General features: G+C 70.3%; 21 protein-coding genes. 12 read left to right on the top strand and 9 right to left on the bottom strand.

From position 1 onward, the window contains the following. Positions 1–217: 217 nt before the first annotated feature. Genes accD through nagZ form a run of 7 tightly spaced genes read left to right on the top strand, consistent with a single transcriptional unit; the run spans position 218 to position 7,373 of the window. Positions 218–1,069 (top strand): acetyl-CoA carboxylase, carboxyltransferase subunit beta, encoded by an 852-nt coding sequence (gene accD, locus HS104_10700; protein MBE7480438.1) that lies wholly within the window; start codon positions 218–220, stop codon positions 1,067–1,069. Further along, entirely contained in the window at positions 1,066–2,304 is a 1,239-nt protein-coding gene (locus HS104_10695; GenBank protein MBE7480437.1) for a bifunctional folylpolyglutamate synthase/dihydrofolate synthase, read from the top strand. The genes accD and HS104_10695 overlap by 4 nt, the downstream gene beginning before the upstream one ends. Positions 2,305–2,311: 7 nt before the next feature. Next, positions 2,312–2,797 carry a YajQ family cyclic di-GMP-binding protein gene (locus tag HS104_10690; protein ID MBE7480436.1) on the top strand — a complete coding sequence of 162 codons (486 nt, stop codon included), beginning with the start codon at positions 2,312–2,314 and terminating at the stop codon, positions 2,795–2,797. 2 nt (positions 2,798–2,799) lie between these two features. Then, the gene (locus tag HS104_10685; protein MBE7480435.1) at positions 2,800–4,167 is read left to right on the top strand and encodes a phosphoglucosamine mutase; all 1,368 of its coding nucleotides are present in this window, start codon (positions 2,800–2,802) and stop codon (positions 4,165–4,167) included. After that, positions 4,164–4,862, top strand: a complete 699-nt coding sequence (locus HS104_10680; protein ID MBE7480434.1) for an ABC transporter ATP-binding protein — start codon at positions 4,164–4,166, stop codon at positions 4,860–4,862. Before HS104_10685 ends, HS104_10680 begins: the two co-directional genes overlap by 4 nt. Continuing rightward, positions 4,859–6,253 carry an ABC transporter permease gene (locus tag HS104_10675; GenBank protein ID MBE7480433.1) on the top strand — a complete coding sequence of 465 codons (1,395 nt, stop codon included), beginning with the start codon at positions 4,859–4,861 and terminating at the stop codon, positions 6,251–6,253. Before HS104_10680 ends, HS104_10675 begins: the two co-directional genes overlap by 4 nt. Positions 6,254–6,293: 40 nt before the next feature. Beyond that, positions 6,294–7,373 carry a beta-N-acetylhexosaminidase gene (gene nagZ / locus HS104_10670; GenBank protein MBE7480432.1) on the top strand — a complete coding sequence of 360 codons (1,080 nt, stop codon included), beginning with the start codon at positions 6,294–6,296 and terminating at the stop codon, positions 7,371–7,373. 189 nt (positions 7,374–7,562) lie between these two features. Here the strand turns inward: nagZ and HS104_10665 are convergent, their stop codons facing one another. From HS104_10665 to ruvX, 6 genes are all read right to left on the bottom strand, one after another. Beyond that, positions 7,563–8,816 carry a hypothetical protein gene (locus tag HS104_10665; GenBank protein ID MBE7480431.1) on the bottom strand — a complete coding sequence of 418 codons (1,254 nt, stop codon included), beginning with the start codon at positions 8,814–8,816 and terminating at the stop codon, positions 7,563–7,565. 90 nt (positions 8,817–8,906) lie between these two features. Beyond that, positions 8,907–10,175 (bottom strand): hypothetical protein, encoded by a 1,269-nt coding sequence (locus HS104_10660; GenBank protein ID MBE7480430.1) that lies wholly within the window; start codon positions 10,173–10,175, stop codon positions 8,907–8,909. A 274-nt stretch (positions 10,176–10,449) separates the two neighbouring features. After that, positions 10,450–10,851, bottom strand: a complete 402-nt coding sequence (locus HS104_10655) for a DUF433 domain-containing protein (protein MBE7480429.1) — start codon at positions 10,849–10,851, stop codon at positions 10,450–10,452. A gap of 58 nt (positions 10,852–10,909) precedes the next feature. Further along, a complete protein-coding gene (tkt, locus tag HS104_10650; protein MBE7480428.1) occupies positions 10,910–12,880 on the bottom strand; it encodes a transketolase in 1,971 nt (656 codons plus the stop codon). 43 nt (positions 12,881–12,923) lie between these two features. Then, complete coding sequence (gene mltG / locus HS104_10645; GenBank protein ID MBE7480427.1) at positions 12,924–14,051, bottom strand: endolytic transglycosylase MltG; 1,128 nt, start codon at positions 14,049–14,051, stop codon at positions 12,924–12,926. Continuing rightward, positions 14,048–14,497 carry a Holliday junction resolvase RuvX gene (ruvX, locus tag HS104_10640; GenBank protein MBE7480426.1) on the bottom strand — a complete coding sequence of 150 codons (450 nt, stop codon included), beginning with the start codon at positions 14,495–14,497 and terminating at the stop codon, positions 14,048–14,050. The genes mltG and ruvX overlap by 4 nt, the downstream gene beginning before the upstream one ends. Positions 14,498–14,581: 84 nt before the next feature. On the opposite strand from ruvX, the gene HS104_10635 reads away from it, so the two are divergent. The 3 genes from HS104_10635 to HS104_10625 are packed head-to-tail and all read left to right on the top strand — an operon-like array spanning position 14,582 to position 18,359. Continuing rightward, the gene (locus HS104_10635; protein ID MBE7480425.1) at positions 14,582–15,859 is read left to right on the top strand and encodes a histidine--tRNA ligase; all 1,278 of its coding nucleotides are present in this window, start codon (positions 14,582–14,584) and stop codon (positions 15,857–15,859) included. After that, positions 15,856–17,583 (top strand): hypothetical protein, encoded by a 1,728-nt coding sequence (locus tag HS104_10630; protein MBE7480424.1) that lies wholly within the window; start codon positions 15,856–15,858, stop codon positions 17,581–17,583. The genes HS104_10635 and HS104_10630 overlap by 4 nt, the downstream gene beginning before the upstream one ends. Positions 17,584–17,642: 59 nt before the next feature. Next, a complete protein-coding gene (locus HS104_10625) occupies positions 17,643–18,359 on the top strand; it encodes a hypothetical protein (protein ID MBE7480423.1) in 717 nt (238 codons plus the stop codon). 55 nt (positions 18,360–18,414) lie between these two features. On the opposite strand, the gene HS104_10620 is transcribed toward HS104_10625, so the two are convergent. After that, positions 18,415–18,834, bottom strand: a complete 420-nt coding sequence (locus HS104_10620; protein MBE7480422.1) for a hypothetical protein — start codon at positions 18,832–18,834, stop codon at positions 18,415–18,417. A gap of 121 nt (positions 18,835–18,955) precedes the next feature. Between HS104_10620 and argC the strand changes: the two genes are divergently transcribed. Continuing rightward, positions 18,956–19,951 (top strand): N-acetyl-gamma-glutamyl-phosphate reductase, encoded by a 996-nt coding sequence (gene argC / locus HS104_10615; protein MBE7480421.1) that lies wholly within the window; start codon positions 18,956–18,958, stop codon positions 19,949–19,951. Beyond that, positions 19,948–20,784, top strand: coding sequence for an acetylglutamate kinase (gene argB, locus HS104_10610; GenBank protein ID MBE7480420.1), 837 nt, complete (start codon positions 19,948–19,950; stop codon positions 20,782–20,784). Before argC ends, argB begins: the two co-directional genes overlap by 4 nt. A gap of 152 nt (positions 20,785–20,936) precedes the next feature. On the opposite strand, the gene HS104_10605 is transcribed toward argB, so the two are convergent. After that, entirely contained in the window at positions 20,937–21,380 is a 444-nt protein-coding gene (locus HS104_10605; GenBank protein ID MBE7480419.1) for a hypothetical protein, read from the bottom strand. 24 nt (positions 21,381–21,404) lie between these two features. After that, complete coding sequence (locus HS104_10600; protein ID MBE7480418.1) at positions 21,405–22,238, bottom strand: hypothetical protein; 834 nt, start codon at positions 22,236–22,238, stop codon at positions 21,405–21,407. Between the last annotated feature and the right edge of the window lie 78 nt (positions 22,239–22,316).

Genomic DNA, 22,316 nt, shown 5'->3' with positions numbered 1-22,316 from the left:
GCCATCCCCGGCGCATGCTCCGTGTTTGCTAGTGGCCCCTGCGCCTTTGGGCCAAAATCCTGGGACGAACCCCCGGGCGAAGGCCGGTATTTTCGCGGCCGGCGCGGCCGCGCAAAAAGCTCGGTTGCGCGCCGGAGCCGCCTGTACGACCCTCCGCCGCTGAAACCGGCAGGGCATTCGGCCCTGCGTCCGCGGTCTGATAGATTACCGGACTCTCGTGTCCAGCCTCCCCGACAAGACCCCCGCCCAGAGCTTCTCGAACGAGAAGCGTTCGCTCGGAAAGGGCGTCTTCAAGAAGTGCGGAGGCTGCGGCTCGGTGCTGACGGCGGAGGCGCTCTCGGACTCCTGGCACGTGTGTTCCGGGTGCGGCTATCACCACCCGATGACGCCGGCGGACTGGCGCCGCCTGCTGCTCGACGGCGCCTCCCTCGAGCGCTGGGAAGACCACGTCGCGCCGGGCGATCCGCTGCGCTTCGACGATGGGAAGAGCTACCGCGACAGGCTCGAGCGCGCGAAGAAGCAGAGCGGGCAGACGGAGGCGATCGAGGTCGGGCGCGGGCAGATCGACGGCCGCCGCGTCGCCTACGGCTGCTACGTCTTCAGCTTCATGGGCGGGAGCATGGGGTCGGTGGTGGGCGAGCGGGTCACCCGCCTGTTCGAGCGCGCCACCCTCGAGCGGCTCCCCGTCGTCCTGCTGCACGCCTCCGGCGGCGCGCGCATGCAGGAGGGCATCCTGAGCCTGATGCAGATGGCGAAGTCGGTCGCCGCCCTGTCGCGCTTCCGCAGCGTGAAGAAGCCCTACATCAGCGTCTGCCTTCACCCGACCACGGGCGGCGTGGCCGCCAGCACCGCGCTGCTAGGCGACGTCAACATCGTCGAGCCCAACGCGCTGATCGGCTTCGCGGGACCGCGCGTCATCGAGAGCACGCTCCGGACGACGCTCCCTGAAGGGTTCCAGCGCTCGGAGTTCCTCCAGAGCCACGGCATGATCGACCGCATCGTCCCGCGAGCCGAGATGAAGTCCACACTCAGCACCCTGCTGGGGCACCTCTCCGGAGGTCGCGCGTGAGCGAGCCGCTCGAGACGACGCTGAAGCGGCTCTACGGCCTGATCCCGCGCGGCAAGGAGCTGGGGCTCGAGCGCATGGAAGCCGCTTGCGCGAAGCTCGGCAACCCGGAGCGCTCGTTCGCGGCGGTGCACGTCGCCGGTACGAACGGCAAGGGAACCGTCTCCGCGTTTCTGGCTTCCATCGGCCGGGCGCAAGGCAAGACGGTGGGCCTCTACACCTCGCCCCACCTGATCCGCTTCGCCGAGCGCATCCAGATCAACGGCGCGCCGCTCGAAGACGACGCGCTGGTGCGCCTGCTCAACCGGGTCATGGATGAAGCTCCCGACCTGACCTTCTTCGAGACCACGACGCTGGCGGCGTTCCTCGCCTTCCAGGAGGCCAAGGTCGAGCTCGCCGTGCTCGAGGTCGGCCTGGGCGGCCGGCTCGACGCCACCAACGTGATCCCGCCGCCGCGTGTCGCGGTGATCACCCGGGTCGCCTTCGACCACATGGACGAGCTCGGCGACAGCCTGAGCAAGATCGCGACGGAGAAGGCCGGCATCATCAAGAAAGGCTCTACCGTGGTGGTGGGCAAGCTCCACCCGGATGCCCGGGACGTGGTGGAGCGGCGCGTGGCGCAGGTCGGCGCCCACCTGGTGGCGCTCGGCAGCCCGGAGCCCATTCCCGGTGCCGCCCTCGCCTACCCTCGCTTCGCCATGTTCGGCTCCAACCTGGCGGTGGCGGTCACCGCCGCGCAGGAGCTGGGCGTGCCGCCGCGCACCATCGCCGACGGCATCGAGGCAGCGCAGTGGCCGGGCCGGAACGAGCTCCTGCACCGCAGCGGGCAGGAGCTGACCCTGCTCGACTGCGCCCACAACCCCGACGGCACCGTGGCCTTGTCCCACGTGCTCGATCCCAGCATCTTGGGTGAGATCGAGAGCCGCCGCGACGTGGCCCTGGTGTTCGGCGCGCTCAAGCGCAAGAGCTGGAAGGCCATGGTGCGCCGCCTGGATCAGGTCGCCGCGCACAAGATCTTCGTGGCTCCGCCGCTCTCGGCCGACAAGGTCGTCGATCCCGCGGAGATGGCCGCGGCGTTCAGCGGCACGGTCGCCAAGGACGTCGCCGAGGCGCTCAGCACGGCCCGCGCCCGGGTCGGGCAGTCCGGGCTGGTGGTCGTCACGGGTTCCATCTACCTGGTGGGCGCCGCGCGGGCGCTGCTCTTGAACCTGCCCGCCGATCCGCCCGTCGACATGTGAGGGAGCCATGCCGTCGTTCGACGTCGTCTCCAAGGTAGCCTGGGCCGAAGTCACCAACGCGCTCGACCAAGCCTCGCGCGAGGTCGCCCAGCGCTTCGACTTCAAGGACACCGAGACCAGCCTCGAGAAGACCGAGGAGGGCATCGTGGTCCGGGCGAACAGCGAGGAGCGCGCCCAGGCTGCGGTGGGCGTGCTTCAAGAGAAGCTGATCCGCCGCAAGGTCAGCCTCAAGCACACCGAGGTCGGCGACCCCACGCCTGGGCCCAAGGGTTCGGCGCGCATCTTGGTCAAGATCAAGGAAGGCATCGAGCAGGAGAAGGCGAAGCTGATCCTCAAGCTGCTCAAGGACAAGAAGCTCAAGGTCCAGGCCTCGATTCAGGGCGACACGGTGCGGGTCACCGGCAAGAAGAAGGACGAGCTGCAGGAGGTCATCGCTCTGCTCCGCGGGGAGGACTTCGGCATCGAGCTGCAGTACGTGAACTTCAGGGACTGAGCATGAATCCCCGCAAGCTGTTTGGGACCGACGGCATCCGCGGAAAAGCCAACGTTCCGCCGATGACGCCGGAGCTGGTGGTGCGCCTCGGGCGGGCCATCGCCTTGGTCGCGCGGCGCGACGCCGGCCGCGCGCCGCGCATCGTGATCGGCAAGGACACGCGGCTCTCGGGCTACATGCTGGAGACGGCGCTGGAGGCCGGGATCTGCGCCATGGGCGGGCGCGTGCTCCTGACCGGGCCCATGCCCACGCCAGCCGTCGCGAACCTGACGCAGAGCATGCGCGCCGACGCCGGCGTCGTGATCAGCGCCAGTCACAACCCCTACGACGACAACGGCATCAAGATCTTCGGCCCCGACGGCTTCAAGCTGGCCGACGAGCGGGAGTCCGAGATCGAGCGTTTGCTCGACGACCCGGCGCTCGACAAGAAACCCTGCACCGGCGACCGCATCGGCCGGGCCGAGCGCATCGACGACGCCACCGGGCGCTACATCGTCTACGCCAAGAACGCCTTCCCCAAGGATCTCACGCTCAACGGGCTGAAGATCGTGGTGGACGCGGCCCACGGCGCAGCCTACCGCGTGGCTCCGCTGGTCTTCAGCGAGCTCGGAGCGGAGGTCTTCACCATCGGCGTCAGCCCGAACGGCAAGAACATCAACAAGGCCTGCGGCGCCCTCCATCCCGCCGCCATGGTGCGCGAGGTCGACAAACGCGGCGCTCACCTCGGCATCGCCCTCGACGGCGACGCCGACCGCGTGATCATCGCGGACGAGGCCGGGCAGATCGTGGACGGCGACGCGATCATGGCGCTGTGCGCCACGCGCCTCTTGAGCGCGGGAAAGCTCGCCCACGGCACCGTCGTCGCGACCGTGATGAGCAACATGGGCCTGGAGCGCGCCCTCGCGCCGGCAGGCGGACGGGTCGAGCGCACGGCCGTCGGGGATCGCTACGTGGTCGAGGCCATGCGCAAGGGCGGCTACACCTTCGGCGGTGAGCAGAGCGGCCACCTGGTCTTCCTGGACCATGCCACCACGGGCGATGGCGTGGTGGGTGCGCTCCAGGTTCTGGCGATCATGGTGGCGGAGCAGCGGCCGCTCTCGGAGCTCGCCCACGTGATGCAGCGGGTCCCGCAGCTCCTCGAGAACGTGGTCTTGCCCGCGCGCCGCCCGATCGAGGAGATGCCCACGCTGAGCCGCGAGATCCGCCGGGTCGAGGCCGAGCTCGGCCAGGAGGGCCGCGTGCTGGTGCGCTGGAGCGGCACCGAGGCGAAGCTTCGCCTCATGGTCGAGGGTCCCGATCAAGCCCGGCTCGAGGTCGTGGTCCGGACGATGGCGGAGGCGGCGCGCTCGGACATGGGCGTCGTCGAGTGAGCGCAGAGCCCGCGATCGTCCTGGCGAAGAGCCTGACCCGGGTCTTCGGCACCGGCGAGGCCGCGCGCCGCGCCGTCGACGACGTGTCGCTGTCGGTGCAAAAGGGCGAGGTGGTGCTCATCTTCGGCCCGAGCGGCTGCGGCAAGAGCACCCTGCTCGCTCTGCTCGGCGGCCTGGATCGTGCGTACTCCGGCTCGCTCGAGCTGTTCGGCCGGGACGTGTCGCGCCTCTCCGACACCGAGCTCTCGCAGCTCCGCGGCGAGCGCATCGGCTTCGTCTTCCAGGCCTTTCACCTGCTCGGCCACCTGTCGGTGCTGGAAAACGTGATGGCTCCGGCTCTGTTCTCGCGCGACGAGCGCTCGGTGGAGACGCGCGCTCGGGAGGTGCTCGAACGCGTCGGCCTCGGGGACCGAGCCGGCTCGCGACCGGCCGAGCTCTCCGGAGGTCAGCGCCAGCGCGTGGCCATCGCTCGCGCGCTCCTGCACCAGCCGACCCTGCTCCTGTGCGACGAGCCGACCGGGAACCTCGACCGCAAGACCGGCGAGCAGATCATCGACCTGTTCGCGGATCTCCACGCGGATCTGGGCACGACCATCCTGATCGTGACCCACGAGGACCGCCTGGCGCGCCTCGCCCATCGCACCCTCGACATGCTGGACGGCAAGCTGGTCACGCCCGCCAAGGAGAGCGCATGAGGGCGGGCGCGCTGGCGAAGATGGTCCGGAGCGAGCTCCGGCGCACGCGCGGTCCGCTGGTCACTGCGGGAGTCGGCATCGCGGTCGGCGTGGCTTCCCTGGTGTTCTTCCTCGCCCTGGGCCTGGGCGCCCGCAAGGTGCTCCTCGGCGACGTGTTCCCCATCGACCAGGTCGAGCTCGAGCCCAAGAAGACCAGCGCCGGCCTCTTGTCGCTGCTGGGCGGCACGCACGAGCCAGCCGGCATCGACGCCGCGAGCGTGGAGCGCCTGAAGGCCGCGCCCGGCGTGAAGGAGGTCTTCCCCAAGCTGCGCTTCCGCTTCCCCAGCATGGCGAAGGGGGGCAAGGAGGTCCTGGGCACCGAGATCGGCACCCACGAGATGGTCGGCGACGGTATCGACCCCGCGCTGGTGGCCGGCACCGGCCCCGGCGCCATCACCGGCTTCCGGGACCCGCTCGAGACCCCCGGCGCGGAGTGCACGACCGACGCCGACTGCACGGACCCCCAGTACTGCGAGCGCCCCAGCGCCGCGCCCCGCGGCCAGTGCTCGGACCCGGTGCCGGCGCTGGTCAGCCGCTACCTGGTCGAGCTCTTCGACCACGGCGTCGCGCCGGCGCATGGCCTGCCCCCCGTGGCCGAGACGCTGATCGGGCGCGCCCAGGGCGTCGCTTTCCAGATGACGCTGGGCAACTCGCTGCTCGGCGTCGCCCGCCACGGCGAGCAGCGCAAGGTCCGGATCAAGGTGGTGGGCATCTCCCCCAAGGCCATCGACCTCGGGGTCACCTTGCCCATCGAGGTGGTGCGGCGCTGGAATCGCGAATACGCCGGCGAGAGCGCCGCATCGCGCTATTCCAGCCTGGTGGTTCGCGTGGCCGGCGCAGGCGACACCGGGCACGTCATCGACGCCGGCGCCGAGCTCGGTCTCGTCCCTCACGACACGCGCGCGCGCGACGTGAGCGTGCTCATCTCCGGCGTGCTCGCACTCTTGGTGCTGGTGGCTTCGGTGATTTTGGCGGTCGCCGCCCTGAACATCGCCCACACCTTCCGCATGCTGGTGGCGGAGCGCCAGCACGAGATCGGCCTCTACCGGGCGCTGGGTGCCAGCGCCCGCGACATCCGCACCTGGTTCTCGTCCCTCGCCCTGGTGATCGGCACCGTGGCTGGCCTCGGCGGCGCGCTGATCGCTCGCGGCGGCGCGCTGATCGCCGACTGGCGTGCCGCCAAGGATCTGCCCGACTTCCCCTTCAAGCCCGAGTCGTTCTTCGTCTTCCCGTGGTGGCTGTGGCTGCTCGCCATCGGCTTCGCCTCGCTGTTCGCCCTGCTCGGTGCCATCGGCCCGGCGCGGCGCGCGTCGAACACCGACCCGGCCCAGGCCCTCGCCCGCGACAAGTGAAGATCTTCACCTCGAGACCCAGCCTCGGGTAAGGCAAGGCATGCCCCACGCCCTGTCCCTCCCCGTGCTCTGCGGACAGCTCCTGGTCGTGGGCTTCCAGGGCACCACCCTGCCTTCGGAGCTGGGCCGCGTGCTCGCTGACGGGACCCGCGCCGGGGTCATCGTGTTCAAGCGCAACCTGCCGAGCCTCGAGGTCGCGCACGCGCTCAACGCCGAGGTGGTCGCCGCGGCGCCCGTGGAGCTCCCGCCCTTCCTCGCGGTGGACCAGGAGGGCGGCCGGGTGGGCCGCCTGCCCCCGCCGTTCCTGAGGCTCCCGCCCATGCGCCGCCTCGGCGCCCTCGGCGACGCGGAGCTGGTCGCTCGCGTCGCTCGCGTGCTCGGCAGCGAGCTCGCCTTGCTCGGTTACAACCTGGACTTCGCGCCGGTGCTCGACGTCGACTCGAACCCGGACAACCCCGTGATCGGCGACCGCGCGTTCTCCGCCGACCCCGCCGAGGTCGGCCGCCTCGCGGGCGCTCTGCTGGAAGGGCTCCAGGCCTCGGGCGTGATGGCCTGCGGCAAGCACTTCCCCGGTCACGGTGACACCCACCTCGACAGCCACCTCGATCTGCCCTTCGTGCGCCACCCCGAGGCCCGCCTGCGCGAGCTGGAGCTCCCACCGTTCCGCGAAGCGATCCGGCGCGGCGTGGCGACGCTGATGACGGCGCACGTGGTCTACGACGCGCTCGACCCGGACCGACCGGCGACCTTGAGCGAGCGCATCTCACGAGGGCTGCTCCGGGACGAGCTCGGCTTCGAGGGCGTCTTGTTCAGCGACGACCTGGAGATGCGCGCGCTCGCCGACCGGAAAAGCGTCGAGGAGAGCGCGGTCGCCGCCATTCGCGCCGGTTGCGACGCCCTCCTCGTGTGCAGCGACCTCGCCCTCGCGGAGCGCGCGCACGCGGCGCTGGTGCGCGAGGCCGAGCGCGACTCGGCGTTCCGAGAGCGCTGCCGGCAAGCAGCGACGCGAGGCCTCACCGCGCGCCGGCGCTTCCCGCCTCGCCCCGCCGCCGATGCCTCGGCCGTCGGCGGCCCCGCCGCCCGCGCGCTCGAAGCCGAGCTCGCGTCCCGGCTTCCTTGAGGGAGCAGAGCACGAGAACTGCGCCACGGCGCCACGAGCGCCACGACGCCACGGAGAGAATTTCGTGATGTGCCTTGCCCCGACGGCGGTTGCTTCGTCCGCAGCGGGTCGCGGAGCGTCGGCCGAGCCGCGCGCGAAGCGCTCGCGCTCACTCGAGAGCCGGCCAGGCCGAGGTGGGTCGCTCGACCGTCAGCCGCCCGCCGGCACCGGATTGCCGCCGAACACGCAGCTCGTCCAGCAGTAGTAGTTGGTCGGCTTGACCGGCCAATTCGCCGGAATGTTGCAGGCCACGTTGGGCGACGCGCACTCCCACGGCTCCGCCGCCAGCGGGAGCGCCTTGCAAGTCCCGCCGAGGCACGCCTGGCCGGCCGCACACTTCACGTTGCAGGAGCCGCAGTTCGCCGAGTCGGTCTGCGCATCGGTGCACCAGTCTCCGCAATCCAGCTTGCCAGCGGCGCACAAGGTGGCTTTCTTCAAGCACACCCCGCTCGTGCAGGTCTCGTCGTAGTCGCACTGGTTTCCGCAGGCGCCGCAGTTCGCCCAATCGCTCGCCAGGTTGTGGCAGGCGTTGTCACCCGGGCACTTGATCTGCCCGTAGGCACAGGCGGGGACGAAGCACGTCCCCCCGCTGCAGCCCTGCCCGTCCGGGCACTTCGTGCAGCTCGCGCCGCAGAACTTCGGATCCTTGTCGACGGCGACGCAAGCCTGCCCGGAGCTCGCGGCGCACAGCGACAGTCCCGACTCGCAGGCGCACTTCGAGGTGGCGCAGATCTGGGCTTTTGCTCCGGTCGGCCCGGTGGTGCACGCCTGGCCGCACGCGCCGCAGTTCTTGGCGTCCTTGCTGGTGTCGATCTCGCAGCCGTTGGCGGCGTTGCTGTCGCAGTCGTCGAACGCCCCCGTGCACTTCAGGCCGCAGACTCCGGCCTTGCACTCCGGCGTCGCGTTCGCCGCCTGCGGACAGGCGCTGTTGCACGCACTGCAGTGCTTCGGGTCGGTGTCGGTGTTCACCTCACAGCCGTTGCCGGCCTTGGCGTCGCAGTTTTCGAACGGCGCCGTGCAGTCGACACCGCACACCCCCGCGGAGCACGTCGCCGCGCCGTTCGCCGGCTCGGGACAGGGATCGCAGCCGCCACAGTGCTCGACGTTGCTGGAGGTCTCCACGCAGACGCCGTCGCAGTCCTTCTCGTTCGAACCGCACTTTCCGCCACCGCTGCCGCCGCCGCCCGGGTTGGTGCCACCCGAGCCGCCGCTCGCGGAGCTGCCGCCGCTGCCGCCGCTGCCGCCGCTGCCCCCACCGCCCGAGGTCGCGCCCCCGCTCCCTCCGCCGTCCGGATTGCCGCTCCCTCCGCTCGCGGAGCTCGGCTCGAACTTTTCGCCGCCACAGGCCAGCGCCAGCGAGAATGCGGAGACCAGGACCCCAAGAAACGGCGCGACGCCCCTCATCCCTCCGAAGATAGCATGCGCTCGGGGCCCACAAAAAACCAAGAGCCCCGCGTCGCCGCGAGGCCCTTGATCATCCAGAGCTAACTGGAATCAGCCAGCGCCGGCCGAGCCGCTCGCCGAAGCGCTCGCGCTCACCGACACGTTCAGGCTGACCGATGCGTCCGCCTGCGCCTTGAGCGACGCCACGAGGCAGCCGCCGACCTTGAGCGCGGCCTGGCCGCCGCCCTTGACCGCCGCCTGCACGCCCTCGATCGACGCCTTCACGTTGGCGATGGCGCCTTCGATGCGGCCCTTCATGCCGAGGGTGACCTTGAGCAGCGCCGGGAGGTTCTTCTCCAGCGCGCCCTTGAGCTTGGCCGACGCTTCCGCGTCCGCCGCACCCGAGAAGTTCACGCTGACCTGCGCCGGCTTGCACTCGAGCTTCGCGCTGATCTCAGCGTCGCAGTTCGCCTTGCACTCCGCGCTCATCTTCGGCGGGACGACCTCACCGGAGCACTTCGGCTCCTTGATCTCCACCGAGCAGCCACCCGAGCAGGAGCCCTCGCACTTGGCCTGGCCCTTGACCTCGCAGGAGGCGGAGCACTTGCCCGAGCACTTGCCCTTGCACTCGCCCTTGGCTTGCGCGGAGCACTTGCCCTCGCACTTGCCCTTGCAGGCGCCCTTGTTCTTGTCGCCCGCGGTCGAGGCCTGGCCGTCGCACTTGCCTTCGCAGGTGCCGCCGCAGGTGCCGCTGAAGTCAGCTTCGCAGCTGCCCTCGCAGGAGCCGCCGCAGGTGCCTTCGCACTGGGCGCCGGCTTCGACGGTGCAGCCGCCCTTGCACTCGCCCTCGCACTTGCCGCTGATCTCGCCGCCCTCGCACTTGACCTCGGCCTTGCCACCCGAGACGCTCGCGTCGCAGGAGCCAGCGCACTCGGCCATGGCGTTCATCGAAGCGGAGCACTTCGGGGGCACGACCTTGACGTCGAGCTTGCCGCTGATCTTCGCCTTGGCCTTGACCGAACCGAGCACCTTCACCGCAGCCTGGCAGGCAGCCTCGGCCTTCTTGCCGGGACCCTCCTCCTTCGGCGCGATGTCGTCGTCGCTCGCGCCGAGGTCCTTGGCGAGCTGGCCGCAGGCGGCCGTGACGTCGCCCTCGACCTGAGCGGCGAGGTTCTTCAAGTTCGCGCCCGCTGCGAGCGCGCCCTTGATCTTGCCTTCCATCTCCGCCTGGAGGCCGAAGTTGGCCTTCATGATCGCGCTCGGATCGCTGATGTCCGCCGGGCAAGACCCGGGAACGCCCGGCAGACCCGGCATACCACCGCAGTTCATGAGCAGCGGAGCTGCAATCAGGGCCGCGGTGCCGAGCACCGGACCACCCATCATCCGCCAACGATTACCGACCATCTTCAATTCCTCCTCGGAAGCTCTGCATTCCAAAGCCGCGGGGGACGCTACACCTAGAACGCCGCGCATTGGAAGCGCGGTTTTTTGGGTTTCGCATCGCCCGCCGGGGTCTCACGCGAGCCTTGGCCGCACGCCGGCCAGAGCCCTGTCACCAGACGCTCGTCGGGGACATCCCGGCTCACGTCGCCGGGCGTATCGCCTCTTTTCCCCGGATTGTAAAGACTTTTGTTCAGTGCCGGCGGGCGGCCGACTACCTGGAGCGCTGCCCGCTGCCCCCCCGGCCTCGCGACCGGGCGGCAGGGAGCGTGGCCGGAACCGGCTCGCCGAACGGCAGCTCGACCTGGGCCGGATTGCGGCTGCCGGGAGCACGCGCACCGGTGCGCTCGAGCATCTCGCGTTCGAGCTCGAGGTCCGCCTCGATGACCTCGAGGTTGTCGAGCGCGAAGGCCAGCGCGTCGAAGACCTTGGCTGGATCGAGCTGCGGGTAGCGCTTCAGGATGGTCTCGACCCGCGCGCCGTTCTTGTAGAAGGCGTAGAGGCGGCGCACCGGGATCCGCGTGTCGGCGACGTGCGGGCTCCCGCCGAGGACCTTCGCGTCGACGCGCACGTGCGGATGCGGAACCAGGACGATCGGCAGGCTCATGGATGCCACCCCGAGGCGAGCCCATCCATACCGCGACGGGTGCCCTGGCGCGACTGGGATCCGATGTTCAGGCGAAGTGCGACCGGATGGCTTCGGCCACCTTCGCCGGCGTGAGCCCGAGCTCGTCGGCGATGCGCTCCGCCGGCGCCGACGCCCCGAAGCGGTCGATGCCGATCGCGAGCCCCGCCTCGCCGGTGACCGCGCGCCAGAGGCTGGTGCGCCCGGCCTCGATGCTGACGCGCGGGATCCCCGCCCCGAGCACCGCCGCCTGCTCGCTCGCCGGCGCCCGCATGAAGGCCTCCCAGCACGGTGCGCTCACCACGCGCACGCGGAAGGTCTCCCCGAGGAGCTTCTTCGCCTCCACGGCGACGCCGACCTCGCTCCCGGTCGCGATCAACACCAGGTTCGGGTCGGTCGCGTCGTCGAGGACGTACGCGCCCCGCAGGATCTGCCTGGCGTCGAAGCCGGCCGGGCGGCTCAGTGCTGCGGTCTTCTGCCGGGAGAGCACGATGGCGGTGGGGCCGTTCTTCCGCGACACGGCGTGGGCCCAGGCGGCCGAGCACTCCAGGCCGTCCGCCGGCCGTACCACGTCCAGGTTGGGGATCAGGCGCAGCGCCGCGACGTGCTCGATGGGCTGGTGGGTCGGTCCGTCCTCGCCGAGCAGCACGGAGTCGTGCGTGTAGATCCAGATCGCCGGCTGCTCCATCAACGCCGAGAGCCGGACGCTCGGCCGCATGTAGTCGCTGAACACCAGGAAGGTCGAGCCGAAGGGCAAGAAGAAGCCGGACAGCGCCAGCCCGTTCGCCACCGCGCCCATGCCGTGCTCGCGGATGCCGAAGCAGAGGTTGCGTCCGGCGAACTCGCCACGCTGCACCTCGCCGCTGCCTTTGATGGTGGTCTTGCAGCTCTCGGCGAGATCCGCCGAGCCGCCCACCAGCGCCGGCACCAGCTCCGCCACCTTCTGCTCGAGCTTGGCCGCGAGCGAGCGAGTCGCGTCAGCCTTGCCGTCCACCAGCTTCGTAAGCTCGTCGAGCAGGTTCCCCGGAACCGCGCGCGTCGTCAGCTTCTTCCAGAGCTCCGCGCGGGAGCCGGAGAGCCTGGCGACGCGCGCCTTCCAGTCCGCGAGGAGCTTCTCGTTCTGCGCCACGTGCGCCCGGAACGGCTCGGTGGCACCGGCCGGCACGTGGAACGGCTCCTGGGGCCAGTCGGCCTTCTGCTTGGCGCCGGCGATCTCGTCCTTGCCGAGCGGCGCGCCGTGAGCCGCCGAAGTGTCCTGCTTGGTCGGCGCGCCGATGGCGATGTGCGTGCGCGCGACGATCAGGCTCGGGCGCTTCGCCTCCGCGATGGCGGCGTCGAGGGCCGAGCGCACCGCGTCGGGGTCGTGCCCGTCGGTGTGCTGCACGAACCAGCCGTAGGCCTCGAAGCGCTTGCCGACGTCCTCGCTGAACGAAAGCGCCGTCGAGCCGTCGATGGTGATCTTGTTGTCGTCGTAGATCAGCACCAGGTTGTCGAGGCCCAAGTGCCCCGCGATGCTGGCGGCCTCGCTCGCCACGCCCTCCATCATGTCGCCGTCGCCGGCGATGGCGAACACGCGGTAGTCGATCAGCGCATCGCCCGGCTCGTTCACCCGCGCGCCCATCATCTTGCCGGCGAGCGCCAGGCCCACGGCGTTACCCACGCCTTGCCCGAGGGGGCCCGTGGTGGTCTCGACTCCCGGCGTGTGCCCGACCTCCGGGTGCCCTGGCGTCTTGCTGCCCCACTGACGGAAGGCCTTCAGCTGATCGAGCGAGAGGTCGTAGCCCGCCAGGTGCAGGAGCGAGTAGAGCAGCATCGAGGCGTGGCCCGCCGAGAGCACGAAGCGATCTCGGTTCGGCCAGTCGGGCTCCGTCGGCACGTAGCGCAGGGTGCGCGTGAAGAGCTCGACGCCGATCCCCGCCAGCGCCATCGGCGTCCCGGGGTGACCTGAATTCGCCTTCTCGACGGCGTCCACTGACAGGAAACGAACGGTCTTGACTGCGGTCTCGAAGGCGCTCGACATGGCCCGGTCCCGTAGACCAACGACGCAGGGCAGCCAAGGGTTCTCAGCGGCTCTCTTCGATGGCACGGTTGTGATCGGCGAACGAGCGGCTGAAGCGGTGCCTGCCGTTTCCGGCCGCCACGAAGAACAAGAACTCGGTCTTGGCCGGCGCCAGCACCGCGCGGAGTGACGCCTCGCCCGGGCTGGCGATGGGGCCCGGCGGCAGGCCCGGGTGTTTGTAGGTGTTGTAGCGGTTCTGCGCGTCCCGGAGCAGCGCCGGCGTCACCTTGCCGTCGAAGCCCGCGCAGCTCGGCGCTCGCTCGGGCTCGATCACGCAGCCGTAGGCCGCCGTCGGATCGGCTTGCAGCATCTTCTCCGGCCTGTGCTCCGGATCGTCGAGCCGGTTCAGGTACACGCTGGCGATGACGGGGCGCTCGTCCTCGACCACTGCCTCTCGCTCGACGATGGACGCGAGCGTCACGATCTCGTGCTCACCCCAACCCCGCCGCTGGCGGAGCTCCTCGCGCGCCCCGGGGTGCTTCTCGGCGAGCGCCTCGAAGCGCTTGCGGAAGGTCCGGACCAGCGTGCGGATCACCTCGGCCGGGGCCGAGTCGACCCCGAGCTCGTAGGTCGCAGGGAACAGCAGCCCCTCCACGCTCTCGCCGCTCACCCCCAGCTCACGCCGCAAGCCCGCGTCCATCACCGCCTTGCGGAACGCCGCCTCCGCGCAGATCTCCTGCTCCTCCAGGCGGCGAGCGAGCTGGGCGTGGTTCCAGCCCTCGGGCACGGTGACCTTCCGTTCTGGGCGCGAGCGGGCGCGGGTCAGACGCTGGGCCAACTGGCGGGCGCCCAGGCCGTCGTTGAGCACGTGGGCGCCGGGCTCGAGCTCGGCGGCGTCGGAGAACACCCGCAGGTACCAGGCGAACAGGCGCGGGCTCTGCACCAGCCCGGCGCGCGCGAGGCGCTCGCCCGCCGCGCTCGCGTTCAGATCTGCTGGCCAGTCGACCAGGAGGCGCCGCCCCTCGCCCGCACCCGGCAGGAGCGCCCAGCCGAACAGCGCGAGCAGGGGCAAGACCAGCACGGCGAGGCCGATGCCGATCCCGCTCGCCAGCGCGCGCGTCGATTTCGAGCGCGCTTTGGCCTTCTTGGGGGCCCGCCTCGGGGCTCGGGGGCGCGGCGCCCGCTTGCTCACGGCGCGTTCTGTCTCCCGTCGAGCCAGCTCTGCAACAGCAACGCTGCGGCCTCGCTGTCCACCAGCGCTCGGGCCTCTCTGGCCTTCACGCCCCGCTCGCGTAGCCGCGCGGCGGCCTCGCGGGTGCTCAGCCACTCGTCGATCATCTCCACGGCAACGCCCGTGGCGGCTCGAAGCTTCTCGGCGAACTGGCGGGCGCGCTTCGCCTCCGGTCCCTCCCGGCCGTCGAGCCGCCGCGGCAGCCCGACCAAGAAGCGCTCGATGCCCTCCTCTTGCGCGAGGCGACCGAGCTCGGCGATCAGCTTGCCCTTGTCCTTTCCGTTCAGGAATGGACGCGGGTGGGCCAGTAGCCCCAGGTCGTCGGCGACGGCCAGGCCGACCCGCACCGTCCCCAGATCGATGGCGGCCGCGCGCATCCGCCGGGCTTGTACCACGCCGAGGGCCATGTGCCCGATTTCGCTGAGAGTCCTTGACCGTCCCCCCCCTTCCGAGCATAAGCGCGGAGCCAAATCGTCCGGGTCGAACCATTCATGAGCTACCGCGCCGTCAAGGGGATGAACGACATCCTGCCGGACGAAGCCGCCCGCTGGCACGCGCTGGAGCGCGCCTTCCGGGAGACCGCCGAGCTCCATGGCTACGCCGAGATCCGCACGCCGGTGGTGGAAGGCACCGAGCTGTTCGTGCGCAGCATCGGCGCGACCACCGACGTGGTCGAGAAGGAGATGTACAGCTTCTCGCACCACGACGAGTCGCTGACGCTGCGACCGGAGGGCACCGCGGGGGCTGCGCGCGCCTACGTCGAGCACAAGATCCACGGCAAGGAGCCGGTCTCGCGCTGGTACTACCTGGGTCCGATGTTCCGTGCCGAGCGCCCGCAACGTGGCCGCTACCGCCAGTTCTACCAGGCCGGCTGCGAGATCTACGGGGATCCCGGCCCCGCCTGCGACGCCGAGATGATCGACATGCTGGTGGGCATGTTTCGACGCCTGGGCGTGCCGGACGTGGTCGCCAACATCGGCAGCATCGGTGGTGCCGGGACGCGGGAGCGCTACCGGGTGAGGCTCCAGGACTTCCTGCGCCCGAAGCTGGCTGAGCTGAGCGAGCACGCTGGAGCCCGCCTCGAGGTGAACCCGCTGCGCATCCTCGACTCCAAGGATCCGAGGGACCGGGCGGCCTGCCAGGGCGCGCCGAACATCCAGGACGTCTTCGACGACGCCGACCGCGCGCACTGGGACGGGCTCCGCGCCCACCTGGACGCCCTCGGCACTCCTTATGTGGTGGATCCGCTCTTGGTGCGCGGGCTGGACTACTACACGCGCACGCTCTTCGAGCTGAAGAGCAACGCTGGCGAGCTCGGCTCGCAGAACACGCTCTGCGGCGGGGGCCGGTACGACGACATGATCCGCGAGCTGGGAGGCCCGGCCGTGCCGGCGCTCGGCTTCGCGATGGGCCTCGAGCGCATCCTGCTGGCGGTCGGTGACATGGCTTTGCCGAAGCGCGCCCGCTGCTCCCTCGCGCCGCTCGGGACCCGCGCCGTGGGCAAGGCCCTCGAGCTCGCTCGGGCGCTGCGTGACGCCGGCGTGGTCGCGGACGTGGACGGCCGCGGCAACTCCCTGAAGAGCATGCTGCGCCGCGCCGACGGCCTGGGCTCGCGCTTCTGCATCGTGATCGGCGACGCCGAGCTCGAGCGCGGCGTCGTGCAGCTGAAGGATCTGGTGCAGCACTCCCAGGAGGAGCTGTTGCTCGACGACGTCGTCGGGCGCGTGGCCGAGGCCGCGGCCGGTGCCGCGACGGGTGGAGGCGCGTGAGCCGAGCCCGCGCACTCGTGCTGGCGATCGCAGTCGCGATCGCGCTCCTGGCGAACGCGCGCGCGGCGCTGGCTCAGGATCCGTTCGGCCCGGGCATCGCCCCGATGGGTGGAGGCCAGCAGCCCAAGCAGGCGCAGCCCAAGGCGCCGCCGGGGACTCCGGAGATGCATGCGGCCGGCGGCGGGGACTCGCTCTTGCCCCCGGGCAGCGAGCCGAGCCTGCCCAAGAACCCGCTCAAGATCAGCAAGAAGGTCAAGGGACGCATCGGCACCAGCACCCAGCTGGACGACGAGCCGCAAGGCCAATCGCGGGAGCCCCAGCGCGAGTTCTACGGTCTGTACTACTCCGAGAAGAACGGCGGCTACCGCTTCCGGGTCGCGTTCCCGGTCTGGGCCGAGCGCACGCAGCCGTCGCTGACGCAGCCCAAGGTGGTGGACCGCGCCTCGCTCTTCGGCGGCCTCTACTACAACCGCCGCAGCGCCGAGCGCGCCGACGACGTGCTCTTCCCGCTGGTCTGGAACATGCGCGACCTGAAGGCGGGCAGCCGCACCACCGTGGTGGGCCCCTGGGTCAACCGCGTGGCGCCCGGCGAGCGCGACAACTGGCTGGCCCCGCTCTACTTCACCGGCAAGCGCAAGCACGGCGGCTACACCTTCATCCCGCCGCTCTTCACGTACACGCGCACCAACGCCGACGGCCAGGGCGGCTTCAACCTGGTGGGCCCGATGTACTGCTCGTGGAAGGGCGGACAGAGCTGCGACACGCGCACGGCCTACGACCTCGACTTTGGCGTCGCGCCCTTCTACTTCTACGGGCAGAACGAGCAGAGCAAATACGAGGTCATCCCGCCGCTCCTCCACTACTACAAGTACGACGATCGCACCGAGACGTACGTGAACCTCTGGGGTCCGTACTACCGGGAGCGCACCCAGGCGCGCGAGATCTTCCACCTGATGCCCCTGTACTGGAGCATCTGGGGCCCGAACGAGCGCCACACCACGCTCCTGCCCTTCTTCCACTATGGGTACAAGGGCAACTCCAGCCTGTTCGTAAACCCGTTCTATTTGATCGCCAAGGGTGAGAACGACGAGAGCACCTTCGTGACCTGGGGCTACGCGCGCCACCGTGGGCGCACGAAGCTCGACATGATCACGCCGCTGTATTGGCACTACGAAGATCCGGACATCGGCCTCGACCAGAAGCTCTTCTTCCCGTTCCTCTACTCGCGGACCAGCCCCCGAGAGTCCAACCAGGTCTTCTTCCCGTTCTGGGGCCACTTCGAGCGCTATGGGGTGAGCGAGACCACCTGGATCACGCCCTTCTTCCAGCACACCACGGATCTGCGTGGCTGGGAGACCAACATCCACCCCATCCTGTACCTGGGGCGGAACGGCCACAGCTCCCACACCGTGGTGGCGCCCTTCTTCTGGGACTTCGTCGGGCGCGAGTCGCGCGCCACCGTCGGCTTCCCGATCTACTGGCGCTTCAGCGATCGCGACAGCGTCTCTCAGCTGGTCGGCAACGTGTACTACCACGAGAAGAAGCTCTCGAACGGCCTCGACTGGGAGATCCACGTGTTCCCGGCGTTCAGCTACGGCGAGACACCGGACGGCCACTGGTGGAACATTCTCTACGGGCTCGCCGGCTACACCCGCCGCGGAGACCTCGTAAAAATGCGGACGCTCTGGATCCCGATCAAGCTGAGCGGCGAAGACAAGGACTGAAGCTCGTCGAGCGCCGGCCCTGGCGGGCGTGTTAGGCTCCGCCGATTCTGGAGGTGTCCATGAAGCGTTTCGTTCTGTTCTTTGCATTGGGTCTTGCTTCGCTCACCGCATGCGGCGGGGATGACGACGGTGGGGGCTCCGGCGGCTCGAGCGGCTCCGGTGGCAGCGCGACCGGCGGCAGCGGCGGCTCGGCCACGGGCGGCTCGGCGGGCTCCGGCGGCTCGGCCACGGGCGGTGCAGCCGGCTCGGGTGGCTCGGCCACGGGCGGCGCAGCCGGCTTGGGTGGCTCGGCCACGGGCGGCGCAGCCGGCTCGGGTGGCTCGGCCAGCGGCGGCACGGGTGGCAGCAGTACCGGCGGCACCGGCGGCAGCTCGACCGGCGGCACCGGCGGCACCAGCGCCTGCAACAGCCTGGTCAACGACGGCGCGGACGTCCCGGAGACGGCGGAGACCGGCACGCCCCCGACGATGACCGGCGGCAGCATCGCGGACGGCACCTACGTGCTCACTGCCCGCAAGGACTGGCAGGGGAGCTGCAACTGCACCACCCGGCAGAAGCTCTCCATCACTGGCACCGCGGTGCAGGTGGTGACGCGCACCGACGCCGGCGCGGACCAGCGCTTCGGCGGCACCTTGAGCATCGCCGGCAAGGCCGCCACGTTGAACGTGACCTGCCCCGGTGCCCAGACGAAGGCGCTCGAGTACACGGCGACCGCGACGGAGCTTCAGCTCTTCGACCCGGCGGACCAGTCGCTGCAGGTCTACGCCAAGAAGTGAGCCACCGAGCCGTGACGCGGGCGGGCTGCTTCGGGCCTCCCGCGTCGCGCGCTCGTCAGAACCGGTAGCTGTACGCCGCGCTCGCGGGACCGAGGCTCAAGCTGTGCACCGGCCCGCGCGCCCGGCCGGCCTTCTTCGCCGGCTCCTTGGACGAGATCACGATCAGCGCCACGCCCGCCGCCGCGCTCAGGCCGCCGCCGATCATCAGCGGCACGCCCAGGCGGTTCGAGCCGAGGTCGTCCGTGGCGAACGACAGGTACGCGCCCACAGCCGCCGTCCCCACGCCGGCGCCGGCCATGAACATCGCGATGGGCAGCGGCGACTCCTTGGGCGCTTCGGCCTCCTCCGCGGGTTTGTCCGCCGGCGCTTCGAGCTTGGCCTCGGCCTTGGCGGCGGGCGCGGGGCCCTCCGCGCGAGCAGGCAGAGCGAACGCGACGGCGACGGTGGCGAGGGAAACGGCGGCAAAAGCGCGCATGGCGGGCGGAGACTAGGGCAGAACGGCGCGCTCGCCAACCTCGCAGACCAGCGCTAGCTTCCCGCGCGTGAAACGCTTCAAAGCAGCCGTCATCGGCGGCTCGGGTTACGGCGGCGGCGAGATGATCCGGCGCCTGCTCCTCCACCCGGAGGTGGAGCTCGCGCGGGTGTCCTCCCTCGACTTCATCGGCGAGCCGCTCGGAGCGGCGCATCCGAACCTCGATGGGCTCACGGATTTGCGCTTCGAGAGTCTAGCGCCGGAGGAGGCCGCGCGGGACATGGACGTGGTCCTGCTCGGCCTGCCGCACAAGGTCAGCGCGGAGGTGGTGCCCAAGCTGATGCCGACGGGCGTGCGCATCGTGGACATGAGCGGCGACTTCCGGCTCAAGAACGCCGACGCCTACGAGAAGCACTACGGCAAGAAGCACCCCTGCCCCGAGCTGTTCGAGAAATTCGTGTACGGGCTGCCGGAGCTGAACCGCGAAGCCATCAGGCAGAGCCGCTACGTCGCCTCGCCGGGCTGCTTCGCCACCACTATCGAGCTCGGCCTCCTGCCGCTGGCCAAGGCCGGCTGGCTCCGGGGCTCCGTCGAGACCGTGGCCATCACCGGCTCGAGCGGCAGCGGCATCGTGCCGAGCGCCGGCACGCACCACCCGGTTCGCGCCGGCAACCTCCGCACCTACAAGCCGCTCTCGCACCAACACGTGCCCGAGATCGAGGAGACCCTGGCGCTGGCGGGCGCCGAGCAGTTTGCGCTGCGCTTCGTGCCGGTGTCGGCGCCGCTCTCCCGCGGCATCTTCGCCACCAGCTTCGCGCGCGTGGACGCATCGGTGCCCAAGGAAGAGCTCGATGCCGCCGCCAGGCGCACTTATGCAAGCGAGCCGTTCGTGCGCGTGCCTCGGGGCCGTCTGCCGGAGGTCGTCGCGGTGGCGGGCTCGAACTACGTCGAGGTCGCCATCGTGCCCGGCCCCGTCGAGGGCAGCACACGGCTGGTCACCTGCTTCAGCGTCACCGACAACCTGATCAAGGGCGGCGCCGGACAGGCCATCCAGAACATGAACCTGATCCTGGGGCTCGACGAGAAGCTGTCGCTCGAGGATCCCGGCGGCTACCCATGAGCGCGCGCGTCGTCGTCAAGCTGGGCGGCGAGGTCATTCGCGACGCGGCTCTCGGCGCGGTCGCCGCCGAGCTCGCCGCGCTCGCGAAGCAGCGAAGCGTCGTCGTCGTGCACGGCGGGGGGCCACAGACCACGGCGCTGCAGAAGGCCCTGGGCCAGACGCCGAACATCGTCGGCGGCCGGCGCGTCACCGACGCCGCTACCCTCGACGCCATCAAGATGGCCGTCGCCGGCCAGGCGAACGTGGATCTTTGCGCCGCGCTCACGGCCGCAGGAGCCAAGCCCGTCGGCCTCCACGGCGCGTCGAGCGCCGTGATCCGAGCCAAGCACCGTCCTCCGCGGATCTACAGCGGCGCCGGCCCGGATCCCGTCGATCTCGGTCACGTGGGCGACGTGGAGGGCTTCGACCAGGGCCTGCTCGAGCTCCTGTCGGGCGCGGGCTACCTGCCGGTGCTGGCCTGCATCGGCGCCGACTCGAGCGGCAACGTCTACAACATCAACGCCGACATCGTGGCGACTCGGGTCGCAGCAGCGCTCGGGGCCAGCGATCTGATGGCGCTGATGGACGTCCCCGGTGTGCTCGCCAATCGCGACGACCCGAGCACGCGCTTCGCGAAGCTCTGCGTCGCGGAGGCCAAACAGCTCATCGCCGACGGCGTCGTGGCCGGCGGCATGATCCCCAAGCTCGAGGAGTCCTTCGTGGCGCTCGAAGCCGGCGTGCCCCGCGTTCACTTACTGAACCGCGGGCTCGCGGAGGCGGCAGCGAGCCCGGGCAGCGTGGGCACGCTGCTAACGAACGACAGTCTTGCCATGATCAGATCACGATCGTCCTGAGTGACGAGGACCCACGAGAATCTCCGGCGAGGCCGGCGGATGCCTCCTCGTGCAGGCGTGAGTCGTGACTTCCTGGCCGGTCCCGCTTCACGGGTGACCTGGAAGGAGCCCGTCCGCAGTGGGGGCTCGCTCGGCACCGAAGGGCCCTGAGACTACCTCGCGATCTCGAGCCCGCCGACCTTGACCTTCTTCGAGTCCACCTTGATGCCGGCGCCGGTGCCGCCGCCGACGGTGGTGGACTTCCCGGTGGTGCTGACCCCGGTGCCGGTCCCGGTCTTGACCCCGGTCGAGTCGACCTTGGTCCCGGCAGCCGTCCCGACGCCGTCCTTGCTCACGGTGGTGCCGCCCGTCTTGACGCCGTCCTTCGACACCTCCGGACCGTTCTTGGTGTCGCCCTCCGCGGTGGGCTCGGCAGCCTTGGCTGGGGCGGCGGCGGTATCCGCCGGCGCCGGCGGGGCGCCGGCCTTGTCGTTCTCGGCCTTGGGGGCCTCGGCGGTCGAGGTCGTGGATTTATCGACGCTCGGCTCCTCGGACTTCGAGCACGCGCCCAGGCCGAGCGCGCTCACCAACACCAGGTAGGCTCCTGTTGCTCTCATCGTTCCGTCCCTCTCGGGGCTCCGCTATTTCGCGTCAGAACAGCAGCGGAAACCGGTTTCCGTGCCGTGGTAGTAGCGGTCGTGGGCGGTCTGCGCCGCGCGGCAGAAGTTCCGGCTGGGCTGCCAGTAGGCGCCCTTCATGGCGGGGCGCACCGGGGTCGAGTTGTCGATGCTGACGAACTCCTCCAGGTTTCCAGCCAGGTGCTTGATGCCGAAGGGGCTCTCGCAGCGCGGGTACTCGTCGGCGGTCACGCGCATGTCGCGGAGCTTGCCCTCGGGCGTCACCACGTCGAAATGGTCGGCGTTGCAGGCGGAGGCGTCACGCTTGAAGCCGTAGGGGTACGGGCGCATCTCCTCGCCCTCGCAGGCGAAGTTGTACTCGCTCTCCAAACACATGCGCTTGCCGAGGCTCCGGCAGGTGCGGTCGCCGTCGGTCCAGCTCTGGTCGTTGGCGGGAAGGCTCTCCCCCGGCTTGACGTATTCCGAGCGGTCCATACAGAACCGCATCTTCTTCCGGGGCTTCAGGCACTTGGCCGGCTGGGCGTACTCCGCGCAACGGAAGTACTCGTAGCGCCCGGGCGGATCCATGTACTTGACGCAGCGCTGCTCCACCTCGGGGCAGTACTCGCCCTCCACCAGGACCATGCCCTCCGCGCAGGCCTTGGGCTCCTCCGGCCGCGCCAGCGCAACCAGATCCACCGTGGACGGAAGCAGGGCTGCCAGAGTCGGCGACTGAGCCAGCTTCGGCGTGGGCCCGTCTTCGTCGAGCGCCTGCGGCTGAACCGCGTCGCGTCGATTACAGGCGACGAGAAGCAGCAGGGCTGCGCTCATCACGGCGGCGTTGGGCAGGCGTCGCACGCGGCCTAGGAATCCCAGCGGAACGCCGGTGCGTCAAGCGCTTATTTTGCTCCAGCCCGAATGGGAAATCCTACGGAC

The sequence above is a fragment of the Polyangiaceae bacterium genome (assembly GCA_015075635.1).
Taxonomy (GTDB): domain Bacteria; phylum Myxococcota_A; class Polyangia; order Polyangiales; family Polyangiaceae; genus JADJKB01.
This window is presented reverse-complemented; position numbering and strand designations above follow the sequence as displayed.